Genomic DNA, 14,953 nt, shown 5'->3' on the forward strand with positions numbered 1-14,953 from the left:
TCAGCACTTCAGAACACTTCTCTAGGGGAAATCTATGGAAAGAAATGCACTTCTTCGCGTATGCTCAAGAAATGACGCCTGGAAGCTGGAACCGCGAAGTTGTACTGCCACCGTCGTCCGCCGCCTCCCTGGAACTGGACGTCATCAGCCTGGGCCGCCGCGTGCGGCATCTGCGCAAGCAGGCCGGGTACACGCTCGATGACCTGGGCGCCGCCGTCGGGACCGCCCCCAGCCAGTTGAGCCTGATCGAAAACGGCAAACGGGAGCCCAAACTTTCCCTGCTGCAGGCGCTGGCAGCCGCGCTCAACGTGAGTATCGACCAGTTGCTTGGCGCCGAACCGCCAAGCCGCCGCGCGGCCCTGGAAATTGAGCTGGAACGCTACCAGCGCGGGCCCCTTTATGAGTCCCTTAATCTGCCCAAAATCCGCATCAGCTCACGGCTCCCAGCCGATGTGCTGGAGGCGCAGGTGGGGCTGCTGCACGAGCTCGAACGCAAGCTTAACGAGCAGGTGGCCACGCCGGAGGAGGCCCGACGCGCAAACGGTGAGCTGCGTGCCATGATGCGCGAGCGCGGCAACTACTTTCCGGAGTATGAGGCCGAGGCGCAGAAGGTGCTGGGACTGGTGGGATACACGGCCGGACCGCTGAGCCAGCACGTCATTGCCGACATCGCCGAGAAGCTCGGATTCACCCTCCACCACGTGAGTGACCTGCCGCATTCCACGCGTTCCGTGACGGATTTGAAGAACCACAGAATCTACCTGACGCAGAGCCAGCGGCAGGATCATGACCCCCGGTCCGTGCTGCTGCAGGCGCTGGGTCACTACGTTTTGGGGCACGAGACGCCGAAGAACTATGGCGATTTCCTCGCGCAGCGGGTCGCCACCAACTACTTCGCGGCCGCCTTGCTGCTGCCGGAGCAGGCCGCCGTGGACTACCTGCAGAAAGCCAAGGCTGCCAAGGAAATCGCGGTTGAGGACATCCGTGACGCATTTGCCGTGTCCTACGAGACCGCTGCCCACCGCTTCACCAACCTGGCCACGAAGCACCTGGGTATCACCACGCACTTCCAGAAGACCCACCAGAGCGGCATCATCTTCAAGGCCTACGAGAACGACGGAGTGACGTTCCCGATGGACCATACCGGCGCCATCGAGGGCCAGCCGTCGTGCAAGGCATGGACGTCGCGGGCGGTGTTCGATGTGCCGGACAAGTTCAGCGCCTACAGCCAGTACACCGACACTCCGTCCGGCACGTACTGGTGCACAGCCCGGACCGAGCGCTCGGTCAACGGCGAGTTCTCGCTGTCGATCGGGGTACCGTACCAGCATGTGAAGTGGTTCCGCGGCCGGGAAACCACTGCCCGCGAAAAGTCCACCTGCCCGGACCCGAACTGCTGCAAACGTCCACCGGCCGCGCTGGCCTCCGAGTGGGCGGGCAACGCCTGGCCGTCTGCCCGGGCCCACTCGCACCTGCTGGCCGCGATGCCGCCCGGGGCGTTCCCCGGCGTGGACGAGACCGAGGTCTACAGCTTTTTGGCGGCGCACTCGGGGAGCTGACCAGGACGCTCTCTCACCTATTGCGGGTTTTTCAAGGACGCTCTCTCACTGTCCTAAGGAAAGCGAGAGAGCGTTTGCGTATTTGTTGCAGAAAGTGGGAGAGCGTTTCGTTACCCGTGGAGTTTCCGATACGCGGCAGCGGCGCCGGGGTGAAGGGGTAAACCGGCGGTGTTGATCAGGGATTCCGGGCTGAGGAACTGAACGCCCAGGCTGGAGCGCGGGATGAGTTCCTCGGCGTGGACCACCAGCAGTTCGACGGTCCGCTTGACAGTTTGGTCGTCAAGATCGCTCCGGCACAGCAGCAGGTTCGCGACGCCCACCGTCCACACGGACGGAATCCCCGCGTAGGCGCCCGCCGGGATCAGCACCCGGTCGTAGAAAACGCCGTATTTGGCCCGCAGCGCCGGCAACAGCGCGGACAGATCAAGGAAACCCAGCCCGACGTCGTCGTTCGCGGCAGCAATGGCCGCGGTGGGCACTCCTCCTGACCAGAACAACGCGTCCACTGTTCCGTCCCTCAGGGCCGCTAGGCCCCCGTTGAGGCCGAGGCTCAGCATCGTGACGCCGTCGGCGGTGCCGGCAGTGGTGCTCAGCCCGGCAGCTTCGATCAGCCGCGGAGTGGTCAGCGACGTCCCCGAGCCGGGCTCGCCGACAGCCACGGTCCGGCCGGCAAGCCCGCCAATGTCCCGGATCCCGCTGTTCCGCCGGATGACGCAGTGGACGTAGTTCTCGTACACCTTTCCCACGGCGGAAAGTCCGACGGCGGGCGTCTCACGCACCGCGGTGCGTTGGGCGGCTGAGTCCGCAAGGGCGACGGCGAACGTGGCTTTGCCGGTCAGTAGATGTTCGAGGTTATCCAGGCTGCCACCGGTAGTCAGCGCCGACGCCTGGCCTGCTACACCGTGACGCTGGAGGGACGCCGCCAACAGCTCGGCGAACTCCAGATAGAAGCCGCCAGGCTCGCCGCCGGCCACGGTGACCGTGCCCGGGCGGTCCGTGGGCGTGCACGCACCCAGGGTCGGCAGGAGCAGTCCGGACATCCCGGCGAGCCCGGCCTTGAGGACGGTCCGCCGCGGGGGAAGTGGCGGAGGCGTGGGCAGGTCCAGCGCTCCGGTCAGGCGCGCTCCGGTCAGGTCAGCCACGCGGACCCACCTGCTCCGGTCCGGCAAAGGGTCCCGGCAAACGTCCCGGCAAACGTCCCGGCACGTCCGCTGCACCCGGAAACTCGAGGCGCGCGTTCAGGCCATGTGGCGATGCCTCGGCAAGCACCAGCCGGCCGCCGTTGGCTGCTGCCAGCTTGTCCACGATGGTCATGCCCAGCCCGGTGCCGCGAGTGGTCCGGTGCACCGGGGACCGCCAGAAGCGGCCCGTGGCCGCTGTCCGTTCGTCGGCCGAAAGCCCGGGGCCGTCGTCGGACACTTCGATAGCCACCGTGCCTTGGCTGGCGCGGGCAGCGGCCGAGATGTGGCCGCCGGGAGCGTACTTGATGGCGTTGTTCAGAAGTTCGCCGACCATCTGGGCCAGTTCTGCCGAATTGCAGGCGATGTGCACGGCGGGGGCAGGCGGATCTTCGAGCAGGATCTGTGCTCCGCTGCGCTGGGCGGCAGGGCCCGCCCGTTCGGTTTCTTCCTGCAGAACCGGATAAGGATCAAGGGGCGCCCGCGCCGCACGTGACGTGGTTCCCAGCGGCCCCCGGGCGGAGTCTTCAGAGGCCCTGTGCTCGGCGGCCGCCAGCTTCAGTACCCCGTCCAGGATCTCCTCCACGCGTTCGAGCTCGGCCAGCACCCCTGCCGCGGCGTCGTGTTCCCGGGCGGTCTTAAGTTCCAGCTGCAGCAGATCGATCCTGAGCCGCAGGGCGCCCACGGGATTGCGCAGTTCGTGCGACGTGTCAGCTATCAGTTGCCGTTGGGAGTCGAGGCTGTTGCTGACGGTCTGCGCCATGGTGGTGAATGAACGGCTCAGCTCCCGCAGCTCCGGCGGCCCGTCCTCGGGGAGCCGGCCGGTCCGTCCTGTCGCCTCAAGTTCGGTGACGGCCGCGTTCAGCCGGTTCACAGGGCGCAGCACCCACCGGGTTACGCCGGCCGCGCCCAGGAGGAGCGCCGCCGCCAGGGCTGCCGCCGCCAATCCCACCACGATCCACCGCCCCCGAAGTTTCTGCCGGGCAGCGTCCAGGTTGACCTCGAGAACGGCCTCGCCCAGGACCTGGCTGGCGCTGCCAAAGGAACGGGAGATCACCTCGGAGGACGGCCCGAACGGCTGCAGCGGGGCGAGCGTGGTGTCGTTGAGGTTCAGGTTCGCCCTGGCCACCGAATCCCGGACGTCCGGCCTATCCTCGCTCAGGCCGCCCGCGCGAAGGGTTCCCTGCTGGAGGCGGATGAGGACTCCCTCCCCGTAAAGTCCGGAATACCGGTCCATCTCCGTCTGTAATTGCCCGGTCTCGCCGGTGGAGGCTGCGTCAAATGCCACTTGCGCCAGGCGGTTGAGCGACGCGGCACGGTTGATCTGCAGTTCCTGGGTCAGTTCCCGGCTGGCGGAGGACAGGATGGCGTTGGAGGTGATGATGACGATGAGCAGCGCCATGACGCTGAGGACGCCCAGGACGCGCAGTTTCACGCTTGGCCCGCCTCGACCCGGTAACCGACGCCGCGGACGTTGATGATGAAGCCCGGTAACTGGAGTTTGGCCCGCAGCCCGGTCAGGTGCACGTCAAGGGACCGGGAAGAGGCCACAAACGCGTCGCCCCACAGCGCGTCCAGGATCTGTTCGCGGGTGACCACCGAACCTGCATGGCTGGCTAGAAGCGCCAGCAGGTCGAACTCGGTGGCCGTCAACCGGAGGACCTCGGAACGGAGGGCAGCCACGCGCCGCTCGAGGTCGATCTCAAGTTCACCCATCACCACGCTCTGCTGCCGCAGGGCGCTATTGCGGCCGGCACGCCGGGTGACGGCTTCGATGCGGGCAAGAAGTTCCACGAGCTTCACCGGCTTGACGAGGTAGTCGTCTGCTCCGGACCGCAGGCCGAGCACCACGCTGCGTTCGTCGTCGCGAGCGGTGAGAATCAGGATCGGCACCGGCGTGACCTGGCGCAGCTTCCGCAGCACTTCCAAGCCATCCATATCGGGAAGGCCCAGGTCCAGCAGGATCACTTCGAACTTCCGGTGGACCAGCAGGGCGTCCGCTCCGCGGGCAACGCGGGTGGGGTGGTGCCCCGCCGTCGCAACGGCTGCGGTGAGGGCGGACGCCATGGCGTCGTCGTCCTCGACGATGAGCAACTCCATGTGCTGTTCCCTTGTTCGTTGAGCGGGCACCTGCAACCTGCCCGCTTTGGAGGTTACCCCTTCCCCCGCTGAAACCTAAGGAAGTGTTAGGAAATGCCCTCCCACGTTGGATGTGCCTTGGCTCACGCATAACTTGGATCAGGTCCTCGGTGTTCAAGGGGGACCGCCAATTTCGAGGAGGAACCATGGGCAACGAAGCCATGGAAAGCATGAAAGTAAGCCAGAAGGCGCAGAAGCCCAGGAAGGTTCAGCGATGAGCACCCAGCAAACCGAAGTCCAAAGCGAGTCAGCCCAGACCCGCCGGGCCGTGAGCAACATCCTCAAGGGTTCATCCGGCAACCTCGTGGAGTGGTACGACCTCTACGTCTACACAGTCTTCGCCGCCTATTTCCAGTCGCACTTCTTTAACTCTACGGACCAGCTCCAGGCTGGCCTCGAGGCGATGGCTGTCTTCTCGACGTCGTTCCTGATGCGACCGGTCGGCGCCTGGTTCTTCGGCCGCTATGCCGATCGCAAGGGTCGCAAGGCCGCCCTGACGCTCAGCGTGACGATCATGTCCGCCGGTTCCTTCGCCATCGCCATCCTGCCGACCACCCAGCAGATAGGCGTCTGGGCGCTGATCCTGCTGATCCTTGTGCGGCTGGTCCAGGGGTTCTCCGTGGGCGGCGAATACGGCACCAGCGCCACCTACATGTCCGAGGCCGCAACGTCGAAGCGGCGCGGCTTCTTCTCCAGCTTCCAGTACGTGACCCTGATCGGCGGCCAGATGATGGCTCTTCTGGTTCTGGTCGTTTTGCAGAACGTTATGCCAAAAGGCGACCTGACCGAATGGGGCTGGCGCATCCCGTTCGCGATCGGGGGCGTCGCCGCGCTCGTGGTCCTGTGGCTGCGGCGCTCGATGGAGGAAACCGTGTCCGCCGAGCAGGTCGCGGCCGCCAAGTCGCCCGTCGCGGCTGGCCAAGCCCAGCCGGGCACCATGAAGCTGCTGTTCACCCAGCACTGGAAGCCGCTGCTGATCTGCATCGGCGTCACCCTCGGCGGCACCGTGGCGTTCTACACGTACACCAACTTCATCCTGAAGTTCATGAACGATACCTCCGGCATCGCCAAGACCGACACCTCCGTGATCAACTTCTGGGCGCTGTTCATCTTCATGCTGCTCCAGCCGGTCTACGGGATCATCTCGGACAAGGTGGGGCGCCGGCCGCTGCTGCTCTGGTTCGGCATTACCGGCGTCCTCTTCACCTGGCCGCTGCTCTCCACCCTGTCCAACACCAAGGACCCGTTCACGGCGTTCCTGCTCATGATGGGTGGCCTGCTTATTGTTGGCGGCTACACCTCCATCAACGCCCTCGTGAAGGCCGAGCTGTTCCCCGCCTCCATCCGCGCCCTCGGTGTCGGTTTGGGCTACGCGATCGCCAACTCGCTCTTCGGCGGCACGGTCCCGCTGCTTGGTGCCGCGTTCCAGAAGGCCGGGCGGGTGGATCTGTTCTTCACTTATGTCACGGTTGCCATTGCCATCTCGCTGGTGGTCTACATCTTCGCCCTGAAAAACAAGAAGGCCACGCACCTGGACCGCGAACAGGGCGATGCCTGGGACCGGCCTGCCAAGGACAACGACAAGGACAAAGACTTCCTCAACGTCTAGCGTTTAGGTTCCGGGGCAGAGGCTCCGGTGAGCGCACGACGGCGGGTGGCCGCCCGCCGTCGTCCGTTCACCGCCGTCACCACGTCCGCACCAGGACGCTCTCTCACTTCCTGCAGGTTTTCTCCAAACGCTCTCTCACATTCTTAAGGAAAGTGAGAGAGCGTCCCTGGTTTATCAGGATGCGCGTTCAGGCGGTGGGACTATATTGGCCCTGTCAGCCCATCAACCAGACAGCTCATCAACCTGATCGCGGGAGTGTGCACTCATGGCCAAGGAACTCGCCACCCAGCTCATCGAACAGCTCCAGGCTGCGGGGGTGAAGCGGATTTACGGGATTGTGGGCGACAGCCTCAACCCGATCGTCGATGCGGTCCGACAAACCGGAGGCGCCAAGGAGGGCGGAATCGACTGGATCCACGTCCGGCATGAAGAGGCCGGCGCCTTCGCCGCCGCAGCGGAAGCCCAGCTGACCGGCAGGCTGGCCGTATGTGCGGGATCCTGCGGCCCGGGCAATCTCCACCTGATCAACGGCCTATACGATGCGAACCGCTCGGGGGCGCCCGTGCTGGCCATCGCGTCCCACATCCCCAGCAAGCAGATCGGCAGCAGCTTCTTCCAGGAAACCCACCCGGACCGGCTCTTCAACGAGTGTTCGGTCTACTCGGAACTGGTCAGCACCGCCGAGCAGGCGCCGCGAGTGATGCACAGCGCCATCCAGCACGCCCTCGGGCTCGGGGGCGTCGCCGTCGTCACGCTTCCCGGTGACATCGCGGGGCTGCAAGCGACAGCCGAAGCGCCGCTGCCCGCCACGTTCCGGCGCGCCACGCTCAACCCGGATCCGGCCAGCGTCCGGGAGTTGGCCGAGGCGATCAACGACGCCGGGAAGGTCGCCATTTTCGCGGGCGCCGGCGTGGAGGGCGCCCACGACGAATTGATCTCCCTCGCGGAACTGATCAACGCCCCGATCGGGCACACACTCCGCGGAAAGGATTTTGTTCAGTACAACAACCCCTACGACATCGGGATGACAGGCCTGCTGGGCTACGGCGCTGCCGCGGAGGGGATCGAGGACGCTGACCTGCTGATCCTGTTGGGCACCGACTTTCCTTATGACCAGTTCCTGCCGGAAACCCGTACCGCCCAGGTGGACCGTGCAGCGCACAGGCTGGGACGGCGGACCGACGTCGACGTCGCAGTCCACGGCGACGTGCGGCCCACCCTCGCCGCACTGATGCCGCTGCTGAAGCCGAAAAAGAGCCGCCGCTTCCTCGACAGGATGCTCAAGAAGCATGACCGGCTGATGAACAAGGCCGTGGGGGCCTACACCCGCAAAGTGGAGAAGAAACAGCCGATCCACCCGGAGTACGCGGCCTCCCTGCTGGACCAGGTGGCCGCGAAGGATGCCATCTTCACGGCGGACACCGGCATGTGCAACGTCTGGACGGCCCGGTACATCAACCCCCTCGGCACCCGGCGGCTGATCGGTTCGTATCTGCACGGTTCCATGGCCAATGCCCTGCCCCACGCCATCGGCGCCCAGTTGGCATTCCCCCGCCGGCAGGTGGTGTCAGTATCGGGCGACGGCGGCCTGTCGATGCTGCTGGGCGAACTCATCACCGTGGCTGCCCACAAACTGCCGGTCAACGTTGTGGTCTTCAACAATTCCACCCTCGGCATGGTCAAGCTGGAAATGCTGGTGGACGGGCTTCCCGACTTTGGCGTGGACGTGCCCGACGCCGACTACGCCGCCGTCGCCAGGGCCCTGGGATTCCACGCCGTGCGGGTTACGGACCCGGCGCGGATCGAGGGGGCTTACCGCGCAGCCTTCGCCCATCCCGGTCCGTCGCTGGTGGAGCTGATGACGGATCCGCAGGCCCTCTCGATTCCGCCGAAGATCTCCGGATCCCAGGTGCTTGGTTTCGCGACTGCCATGTCCAAGGTGGTGCTGAACCGCGGTGCCGGTGAGGCGGTCAGTATGGCCCGGAGCAACCTGCGGAACATTCCCCGGCGGTAGGCGCGCCGAGCTGCGTTCCTTCCGCTCTGGTCCTCGGTGAGGCCCTGCTGACCAATGGCGGCGACGGCTCCAACGGAAACATCGTGTCCTCGCCCGGGAGCCTCCTGCGGAAATGCGGACGGAAATCGCGGATGCCTTCGACGCTGGAGCATTGGAGCGGGTGCAGATCCAGCTACCGCGCTGGGACCGCTGTCACTCAGATCAACGGAGCTGTCTCCAGCGCTCCGCCGGGGCCTGAGCGGTCCATTAGCTTCAACCGGCCGTTCCACTACCAGATCGTGCACGTTGAAACGGGCCTGCCGCTCTTCATGGGAACGGTGGCCGACCCGCGGTAGACGCTCTCTCAGTTAATGCAGGAAAACGCCAAACGCTCTCTCACTTTCCCTAAGAAAGTGAGAGAGCGTTTGGGAAGAACCCGCGTTAAGTGAGAGAGCGTCTGATGGGGCGGGGGAGTGGGTTAGCGCGGGCCACCCTGCCAGAGGGCGTCGAACGGGGCGCCTGACGCCACCCGGTTGCGGATTCCGGCCGTGACAAAGACCTTGGCGGACCGGGCGGCCTCCAGAGGTGTGGCGCCCTTGGCCAGTTCAGCCGTCACAGCCGCGGCCAACGAGCAGCCGGCACCGGACACGGCCACCTCGCCCACCTTCGGAGCGCTGAGGACTTCAAGGGTCTCGCCGTCGTAGTAAACGTCGACGGCGTCGGGGCCTGCCAGCCGCACGCCACCCTTGGCGAGAACCGCTGCACCGCTGAGCTCATGGATGCGGATGGCGGAGGCCTTCAAGGATTCGATGTCGGTGATCGCCAGGCCAGACAGCGATTCGGCTTCGAAGTGGTTGGGCGTGACGAACGTGGCCAGCGGCAGGATCTGCGCCTTCAGGGCCTGGTCCGTGTCCAGCGCGTGGCCCGGCTCCTGGCCCTTGCAGATCAGCACCGGATCCAGCACGACGTTCCGGAACCGGCCGGCTTCCAGTGCTGCCGCGACCGTGCTGATGGTGGCCGGGCTGCCCAGCATGCCGATCTTTACGGTGTCCAGGACAGGCCGGCCCGACGCCGGACCGTAGGCCGCCGTCGTGGCTTCCAATTGGTCCGCAATGACCTGCTGGTCCACCGGCACGAAGCGGTGGTTCCAGTTGTCGCTCGGATCGAAGGACACGATGCAGGTCAGGTTGGCGATGCCAAATACGCCCAGTTCCTGGAACGTTTTCAGATCGGCCTGGGCCCCGGCGCCACCCGTTGCTTCGGACCCCGCGATTGTCAGGACGACTGCGGGAGCGGACACGGGGGACTGGACGGCAGCTGAAGCAAAAGTCATGGCACTATCCTGCCATCCGGCGTCGGGCCAACATTCTCGGTGAGTTCACTATCGTCCTGTGTGTCCACGAGGCCCACAACAGCCAGCCTTCCGACTGCGGCGCAGAATCCGGTCCACAAAACGAGTCCCCACATGCTGTGCCAGTGGTTTCCCGTAAGGAAAAGGAGGGTGAGAAAGCCCGTGACCAGTCCCACCCCGCCGGTGGCCACAATATGAAGCCACTGGTCTCGGACGGGCCGCATCAGCATTCCGGTCGCCAGGGCAAGGGGCATACCAAGAAGCAGAGCGGCCGGGACACCGAAAACGTAGCCTGTCGCGCCGTGCGGAACGCCGAACAGCAGCACGGTGATGCCGGCGCCCAGCAGGAACGCCCCGGGGCCGAACGTCACCCGGTGCGGCCTGTTCACGCCGTCCCTTTGGCGATAGTGAGCAGCGCGCGGCCCAGCTCAGGCTCCCGGAAGATGTACCCCGCGTCAAGCAGCTTCTGCGGCTGCACCCACCGGCTTTTCAACACGAGCTCAGTCTCGGTGCGGATCAGCACGGCCCCCAGCCGCAGCAGCCACGACGGCGTGGGGATACCCAGCCTGGCGCCGTAGGCCCGGCGGACCAGCCGCATCAGCTCGCGGTTATCCACCACATCCGGGGAAGCCACGTTCACCGGGCCCGAAATGTCCGTTCGCGCGTGGAGGAAGCGGACGGTGCGGTAGAGGTCCTCGACGTGGATCCAGCTGAACTTCTGGCTGCCGGCGCCCATGTGACCGCCCAGGCCAAGCCGGGCCAAGGCCGCGAAAGGCCGCAGGGTGCCGCCGCCCGGGCCCAGCACGATGGCGATCCGCAGCGCAATTTTTCGCGTCCCGGGCGCGGTGGCGGAGTCCAAGGCGGCTTCCCACGCCCGGGCCACGACCACCGAAAAGCCTGTCCCGGGTTCGCCGTCAGACTCTGTCTGCGGCCGGTCATCCGCGTGCCGGTAGATGGTGCCGGTGCTGGCGTTGAGCCAGGCCGACGGCGGCGCCTTGCAGACTGCGAGTGCGCGGCCGAGTGCCGTGGTGGTGGAGACGCGGGAATCGAGGATGGCCGCCTTGTTCCTGGCGCCATAGCGGCAGTTGACCGACCGTCCGGCAAGGTTCACCAGCAGGTCGGCGCCGTCCAGCACCCGGGTGATGGCGCCGTCGTCGTTCCAGTTGGCCGCTTCGGCCGTACCCGCGGTGGCCCGGCGGCCGATGGTGCGCACCGTCCAGCCGTCCTTTTCGAAGCGGTGCCGAAGATAGGTGCCGATGAAGCCCGAGGCTCCGGCGAGCACCACGGTGTTTGTCCTGTTCATTTCTTCCCCCAGCTTTGTGTTCGGTGGCGTGTTCAGTCGCGGATACTGCGGCTCAGGTTGAGGACATCGTCCAGCACCTTGTTAACGCCGGGAATCCTTGCCAGCGAAAGTCCCCGGGCGATCAACGGGACTACGCCGTCCACCAGCTTCCGGGTCCGGCGCTGGTCTTCGGAGGTGTCGTACACCCAGAACAGGGCGATCCCCATGTAGCCGAGCCAGAGCAGCTCGGGCAGGTCGGCGCGGAGCTTTTTTGGAGCGGCCGGGCTGGCGCCTTCCACCGCTGCCCGGAAGATGCCGAGCGATGCCTCGCGGGCCGCCGTCGACTCGCCCGCGAAAGGGTTGACGGGCGACGTCGGCCGGATGGCAGTGGCCACGAAGTCGGCGCCGAAGCGGTGGTACGGGGCCATGACATCCAGGCCGGCGTGCAGTGTGGCCTTCAGCCGGCTGCCCAGGTCCTTGAGGCCCTCGAGTGCCTCGTCAGCCTTGGCTGCATGCTCTGCCTGGACCTGGACGTACAGCTCCTGCACCAGCTCATCCTTGGAGACGAAATAGTAGTAGGCGTTGCCCACGGAGACCCCAGCCTCGGCCGCGATGGCCCGCATGGTGGTCTTCCCGAACCCTATATCGCGGAACATACGCAGCGCGACGTCCGCTACGAGTTGCCTGGTCTGCTCGCTCTTGGCGGTCACGGTTTCTCCTCTTTTGAACATGTTCAAAACTGAGTATGCCATGGAACTGAACGTGTTCAAAACGTGGCTGCACGCGCCGGTGGGAGAGCTGCGCACGTTCAGTGGGAGAATGGCGTGACAGTGCTAATACAGCCGGCGTCCGACGCAAATTTCTTTGCGGAACGGTACGCCGAGCGAACCACTACGAATGGAATCTCCCCATGTTTTCCCCCTCAGGCCCTGACGCCCGGCCCATCGCCGGCTCCGCCCGGACGGCACCGAAATTTGCATCGACCGGCTCGCCGTACTTCGGCATCATGCTGGCTTTCATGGCCGTGGTGCTGATCCTGTCGAACATCGGGGCGTCCAAAGGCGTCGCGATCGGCCCGATTATCACCGACGGCGGCTTCTTCCTGTTCCCGCTCGCCTACATCCTGGGCGACGTCATCAGCGAGGTCTACGGCTTCAAGGTGGCGCGCAAAGCCATTTTTACCACCTTCGCCCTCTCCGTCTTCGCCTCTGTTTGTTACTGGGTGATCATCGCCCTGCCCGGCTTTGATGACGACTTCGGCACATCCAAGCAGGCAGCCCTGGAAGGTGCCCTGGGCCCAGTCCCGCAGATTGTGCTCGCCTCGCTGCTGGCATTCCTGGCCGGCCAGACCATCAACTCATGGATCCTGGTGAAGATGAAGGCCCGCTCCGGGGAGAAATCCCTCTGGGCGCGGCTGATGGGCTCCACCGGCGCAGGTGAATTCGTGGACACCCTGATTTTCTGCAGCATCGCCGCCTCCGTCATCGGCATCACCGACTTCGGTACGTTCATGAACTACGTGGTGGTGGGCTTTGTCTACAAGACCCTCGTTGAGTTCCTGTTCGTCCCGGTGACGTCACTGGTGATCGGGTGGATCAAAAAGCGCGAACCGAGCTACGGCGCGGGGTCAGCCCCCGCCTAGCCTCAGCCCTTGAGCGTCCTGTCAAGGAGGGCGCGGAGCTCGGCGTAGTGGCGCTCCGTGGCCTCCGGATGGAACATCGATGTGTCCGCCATCGAATAGCCGTGCGGCGCCCCGGCATAGATCTCGTTGGAAGCCTCGAGCCCGGCATCGTCGAGTGCCGCACCCAGGCGCGCAACGGAGCCGGGATCCATGCTCTTGTCGTGGTCGGCGTGGCCGAAGACGAAGCGCGCCCTGGCCTTGTCGAGTCCATGGTGCGGGCTGTCCGGGGCGTCGCTCGCAAGCCCGCCGCCGTGGAAGCCGCCACAGGCTGTCACCGCTTCGGGGTGGGCGATGGCCGTGCGGACTGCCAGGCGGGCGCCCATGCAGTACCCGAACGTGCCGATTGGACCCGGGGCGACGCCGTCGAGCGTTCCCAGCGCTTCCACCCACGCATCAATGTCCGGCAGGGCTTTGTCCGTGGTGAGGCGTCCGACGCGCGGGAACGCGGCCTTGCCGGCAACCGCCCGGCCCTCCAGCGTGGTCATGTCCATTGCGGGGGCGAGTTCCGCGGCCGAGCCTTCGCGGTAGAAGGCGTTCGGGGCGAGGACCACGTAGCCCCAGTCGGCGATGCGCTGCGCCATCTCCTCGATGCGCGGGCGCAGGCCGAACGCGTCCATGTAGAGGATGACGCCCGGGAAGGGACCTTCGCCGGAAGAGGGGCGTGCCATGATGGCCTCGGCTGTGCCTTCTGCGGCAGGGATTTCGATGAGCATTTGGTCAGGATATCGGAGGACGACGGCGGGACGCCGCCCCGTTGCGTCGCGCCCCGCAGGCGGCCAGCGAGCCGGGCCAGCGCTCAGGAGTAGTACTGCGCCAGGGTCTCGGCCTTGAACTCGAAGAAGGTCCCGGCCTCGATGGCCAGCCGCGCATCGTCCACCATTTTCACCACAAAGCGTTCGTTGTGGATGGAGATCAGCGTGGCCGAGAGCATCTCCTTGGCCTTGAACAGGTGGTGGATGTACGCGCGCGAGTAGTTGGCGCAGGCGTAGCAGTCACAGCCGTCCTGGAGCGGGCCGAAGTCGCGTTTGTACTTGGCGCCGGAGAGGTTGAAGCGGCCGGCAGGCGTGTAGAACGCGGAGTTGCGGGCCACCCGGGTGGGGGAGACACAGTCGAAGGTGTCCGCGCCGTTTTCGATTGCGGTGAAGATGTCGTCCGGCTCGGAGATGCCCAGCAGGTGCCGCGGCTTGTCCTCCGGCAGCTCCTCGTTGCACCAGCGAACAATCGTGCCCAGGTTTTCCTTCTCCAGCGCCCCGCCGATGCCGTAGCCGTCGAAATCCATGGCGCCAAGGTCCCGGCAGGCCTTCCGGCGCAGGTCCTCATACTGCGCACCCTGAATCACGCCGAAAAGGGCCTGGTATGGCTTGCCCACCCGCTCGGAGGTCAGCCGGAAATGCTCCTCCAGGCAGCGCAGAGCCCACAGCCGGGTGCGCTCCAGCGATTCCTCCTGGTAGCCGCGGGAGTTCTGCAGCGTGGTCAGCTCATCGAACGCGAATATTATGTCCGCGCCGATCTGGTGCTGGACCTGCATTGAAATTTCGGGGGAGAACCGGTGGCGGTCCCCATTGAGATGCGATTTGAACCAGACGCCGTCGTCGTCGATGTGGGCAAGGCGTTCCTTGCCGGGAGCTACGGCGTCGTCCGGGACAGCCGCGTCCGCGGAAGACACAGTCTTCATGTCGATGACCTTCTTGAACCCGGACCCGAGGCTCATCACCTGGAACCCGCCGGAGTCCGTGAACGTCGGCCCGGACCAGTTCATAAACGCACCCAGCCCGCCGGCCTCGTCCAGGATGTCTGCTCCGGGCTGCAGGTACAGATGATACGCGTTGGCCAGGAGCGCTTGTGCCCCCAGGTCCGCCATGGATTCCGGCAGGACGGACTTCACCGTAGCTTTGGTCCCGACGGCGATGAACGCCGGGGTGCGGATCTCGCCGTGAGGCGTGGTGATGGTCCCCGTGCGGCCCAGGAATTCGCCGCCATTGGTACATACCTGCGTGGCCGACGGCGCACAGCTGTCAGCAAGGCGGGTGCCAACGGTGAAGGAGAACTGGGACTGGTCAGCGGCGGCGGCCGCCAGCGTGGCGGGATCAGCCGGGACAGCCGAAACGGAGACAGATGTAGCGGAGGCGGGGTTGGCTGGCACGGTTCCAGTGTGCCAGCA

General features: G+C 65.6%; 13 protein-coding genes. 4 read left to right on the plus strand and 9 right to left on the minus strand.

Features of this window, described 5'->3' with window-relative positions:
• The first annotated feature begins 44 nt into the window (after positions 1 to 44).
• Complete coding sequence (locus tag FYJ92_RS02630; RefSeq protein ID WP_185262478.1) at positions 45 to 1,559, plus strand: XRE family transcriptional regulator; 1,515 nt, start codon at positions 45 to 47, stop codon at positions 1,557 to 1,559.
• A 110-nt stretch (positions 1,560 to 1,669) separates the two neighbouring features.
• Here the strand turns inward: FYJ92_RS02630 and FYJ92_RS02635 are convergent, their stop codons facing one another.
• The 3 genes from FYJ92_RS02635 to FYJ92_RS02645 all read right to left on the minus strand — a co-directional run bounded on the left by FYJ92_RS02635 (position 1,670) and on the right by FYJ92_RS02645 (position 4,837).
• Entirely contained in the window at positions 1,670 to 2,599 is a 930-nt protein-coding gene (locus FYJ92_RS02635) for a TAXI family TRAP transporter solute-binding subunit (protein WP_185263637.1), read from the minus strand.
• 94 nt (positions 2,600 to 2,693) lie between these two features.
• Positions 2,694 to 4,172, minus strand: coding sequence for a HAMP domain-containing sensor histidine kinase (locus FYJ92_RS02640; RefSeq protein ID WP_185262479.1), 1,479 nt, complete (start codon positions 4,170 to 4,172; stop codon positions 2,694 to 2,696).
• A complete protein-coding gene (locus FYJ92_RS02645; protein WP_185262480.1) occupies positions 4,169 to 4,837 on the minus strand; it encodes a response regulator transcription factor in 669 nt (222 codons plus the stop codon). The genes FYJ92_RS02640 and FYJ92_RS02645 overlap by 4 nt, the downstream gene beginning before the upstream one ends.
• Before the next feature lie 253 nt (positions 4,838 to 5,090).
• Between FYJ92_RS02645 and FYJ92_RS02650 the strand changes: the two genes are divergently transcribed.
• Both FYJ92_RS02650 and FYJ92_RS02655 read left to right on the plus strand, forming a co-directional pair.
• On the plus strand, positions 5,091 to 6,485 hold the full coding sequence (locus FYJ92_RS02650; protein ID WP_185262481.1) for an MFS transporter: 1,395 nt from the start codon (positions 5,091 to 5,093) through the stop codon (positions 6,483 to 6,485).
• 265 nt (positions 6,486 to 6,750) lie between these two features.
• Positions 6,751 to 8,499: a pyruvate dehydrogenase gene (locus tag FYJ92_RS02655; protein WP_185262482.1), complete on the plus strand. Its 1,749-nt coding sequence runs from the start codon at positions 6,751 to 6,753 to the stop codon at positions 8,497 to 8,499.
• Between the two features lie 457 nt (positions 8,500 to 8,956).
• Here the strand turns inward: FYJ92_RS02655 and FYJ92_RS02665 are convergent, their stop codons facing one another.
• The 4 genes from FYJ92_RS02665 to FYJ92_RS02680 are packed head-to-tail and all read right to left on the minus strand — an operon-like array spanning position 8,957 to position 11,821.
• Positions 8,957 to 9,811: a hydroxymethylpyrimidine/phosphomethylpyrimidine kinase gene (locus FYJ92_RS02665; RefSeq protein WP_185262483.1), complete on the minus strand. Its 855-nt coding sequence runs from the start codon at positions 9,809 to 9,811 to the stop codon at positions 8,957 to 8,959.
• Positions 9,808 to 10,218, minus strand: a complete 411-nt coding sequence (locus tag FYJ92_RS02670; RefSeq protein ID WP_185262484.1) for a hypothetical protein — start codon at positions 10,216 to 10,218, stop codon at positions 9,808 to 9,810. The genes FYJ92_RS02665 and FYJ92_RS02670 overlap by 4 nt, the downstream gene beginning before the upstream one ends.
• On the minus strand, positions 10,215 to 11,132 hold the full coding sequence (locus FYJ92_RS02675; protein ID WP_185262485.1) for a TIGR01777 family oxidoreductase: 918 nt from the start codon (positions 11,130 to 11,132) through the stop codon (positions 10,215 to 10,217). The genes FYJ92_RS02670 and FYJ92_RS02675 overlap by 4 nt, the downstream gene beginning before the upstream one ends.
• A gap of 32 nt (positions 11,133 to 11,164) precedes the next feature.
• Positions 11,165 to 11,821, minus strand: coding sequence for a TetR/AcrR family transcriptional regulator (locus tag FYJ92_RS02680; RefSeq protein ID WP_185262486.1), 657 nt, complete (start codon positions 11,819 to 11,821; stop codon positions 11,165 to 11,167).
• A gap of 200 nt (positions 11,822 to 12,021) precedes the next feature.
• Between FYJ92_RS02680 and FYJ92_RS02685 the strand changes: the two genes are divergently transcribed.
• Positions 12,022 to 12,753: a queuosine precursor transporter gene (locus tag FYJ92_RS02685; protein WP_185262487.1), complete on the plus strand. Its 732-nt coding sequence runs from the start codon at positions 12,022 to 12,024 to the stop codon at positions 12,751 to 12,753.
• Between the two features lie 2 nt (positions 12,754 to 12,755).
• Here the strand turns inward: FYJ92_RS02685 and FYJ92_RS02690 are convergent, their stop codons facing one another.
• Both FYJ92_RS02690 and tgt read right to left on the minus strand, forming a co-directional pair.
• Entirely contained in the window at positions 12,756 to 13,505 is a 750-nt protein-coding gene (locus FYJ92_RS02690) for a dienelactone hydrolase family protein (RefSeq protein WP_185262488.1), read from the minus strand.
• Positions 13,506 to 13,588: 83 nt separating this feature from the next.
• Positions 13,589 to 14,869, minus strand: coding sequence for a tRNA guanosine(34) transglycosylase Tgt (gene tgt / locus FYJ92_RS02695; protein WP_185263638.1), 1,281 nt, complete (start codon positions 14,867 to 14,869; stop codon positions 13,589 to 13,591).
• Between the last annotated feature and the right edge of the window lie 84 nt (positions 14,870 to 14,953).

Source organism: Pseudarthrobacter sp. NBSH8 (assembly GCF_014217545.1).
Taxonomy (GTDB): Bacteria; Actinomycetota; Actinomycetes; order Actinomycetales; family Micrococcaceae; genus Arthrobacter.

Bases quoted from the DNA above. Each gene is read 5' to 3' on its own strand.
- FYJ92_RS02630 (WP_185262478.1), top strand. From the start codon at position 45: ATGCACTTCTTCGCGTATGCTCAAGAAATGACGCCTGGAAGCTGGAAC.
- FYJ92_RS02635 (WP_185263637.1), bottom strand. From the start codon at position 2,599: ATGTCCGGACTGCTCCTGCCGACCCTGGGTGCGTGCACGCCCACGGAC.
- FYJ92_RS02645 (WP_185262480.1), bottom strand. From the start codon at position 4,837: ATGGAGTTGCTCATCGTCGAGGACGACGACGCCATGGCGTCCGCCCTC.
- FYJ92_RS02650 (WP_185262481.1), top strand. From the start codon at position 5,091: ATGAGCACCCAGCAAACCGAAGTCCAAAGCGAGTCAGCCCAGACCCGC.
- FYJ92_RS02655 (WP_185262482.1), top strand. From the start codon at position 6,751: ATGGCCAAGGAACTCGCCACCCAGCTCATCGAACAGCTCCAGGCTGCG.
- FYJ92_RS02665 (WP_185262483.1), bottom strand. From the start codon at position 9,811: ATGACTTTTGCTTCAGCTGCCGTCCAGTCCCCCGTGTCCGCTCCCGCA.
- FYJ92_RS02675 (WP_185262485.1), bottom strand. From the start codon at position 11,132: ATGAACAGGACAAACACCGTGGTGCTCGCCGGAGCCTCGGGCTTCATC.
- FYJ92_RS02685 (WP_185262487.1), top strand. From the start codon at position 12,022: ATGTTTTCCCCCTCAGGCCCTGACGCCCGGCCCATCGCCGGCTCCGCC.
- FYJ92_RS02690 (WP_185262488.1), bottom strand. From the start codon at position 13,505: ATGCTCATCGAAATCCCTGCCGCAGAAGGCACAGCCGAGGCCATCATG.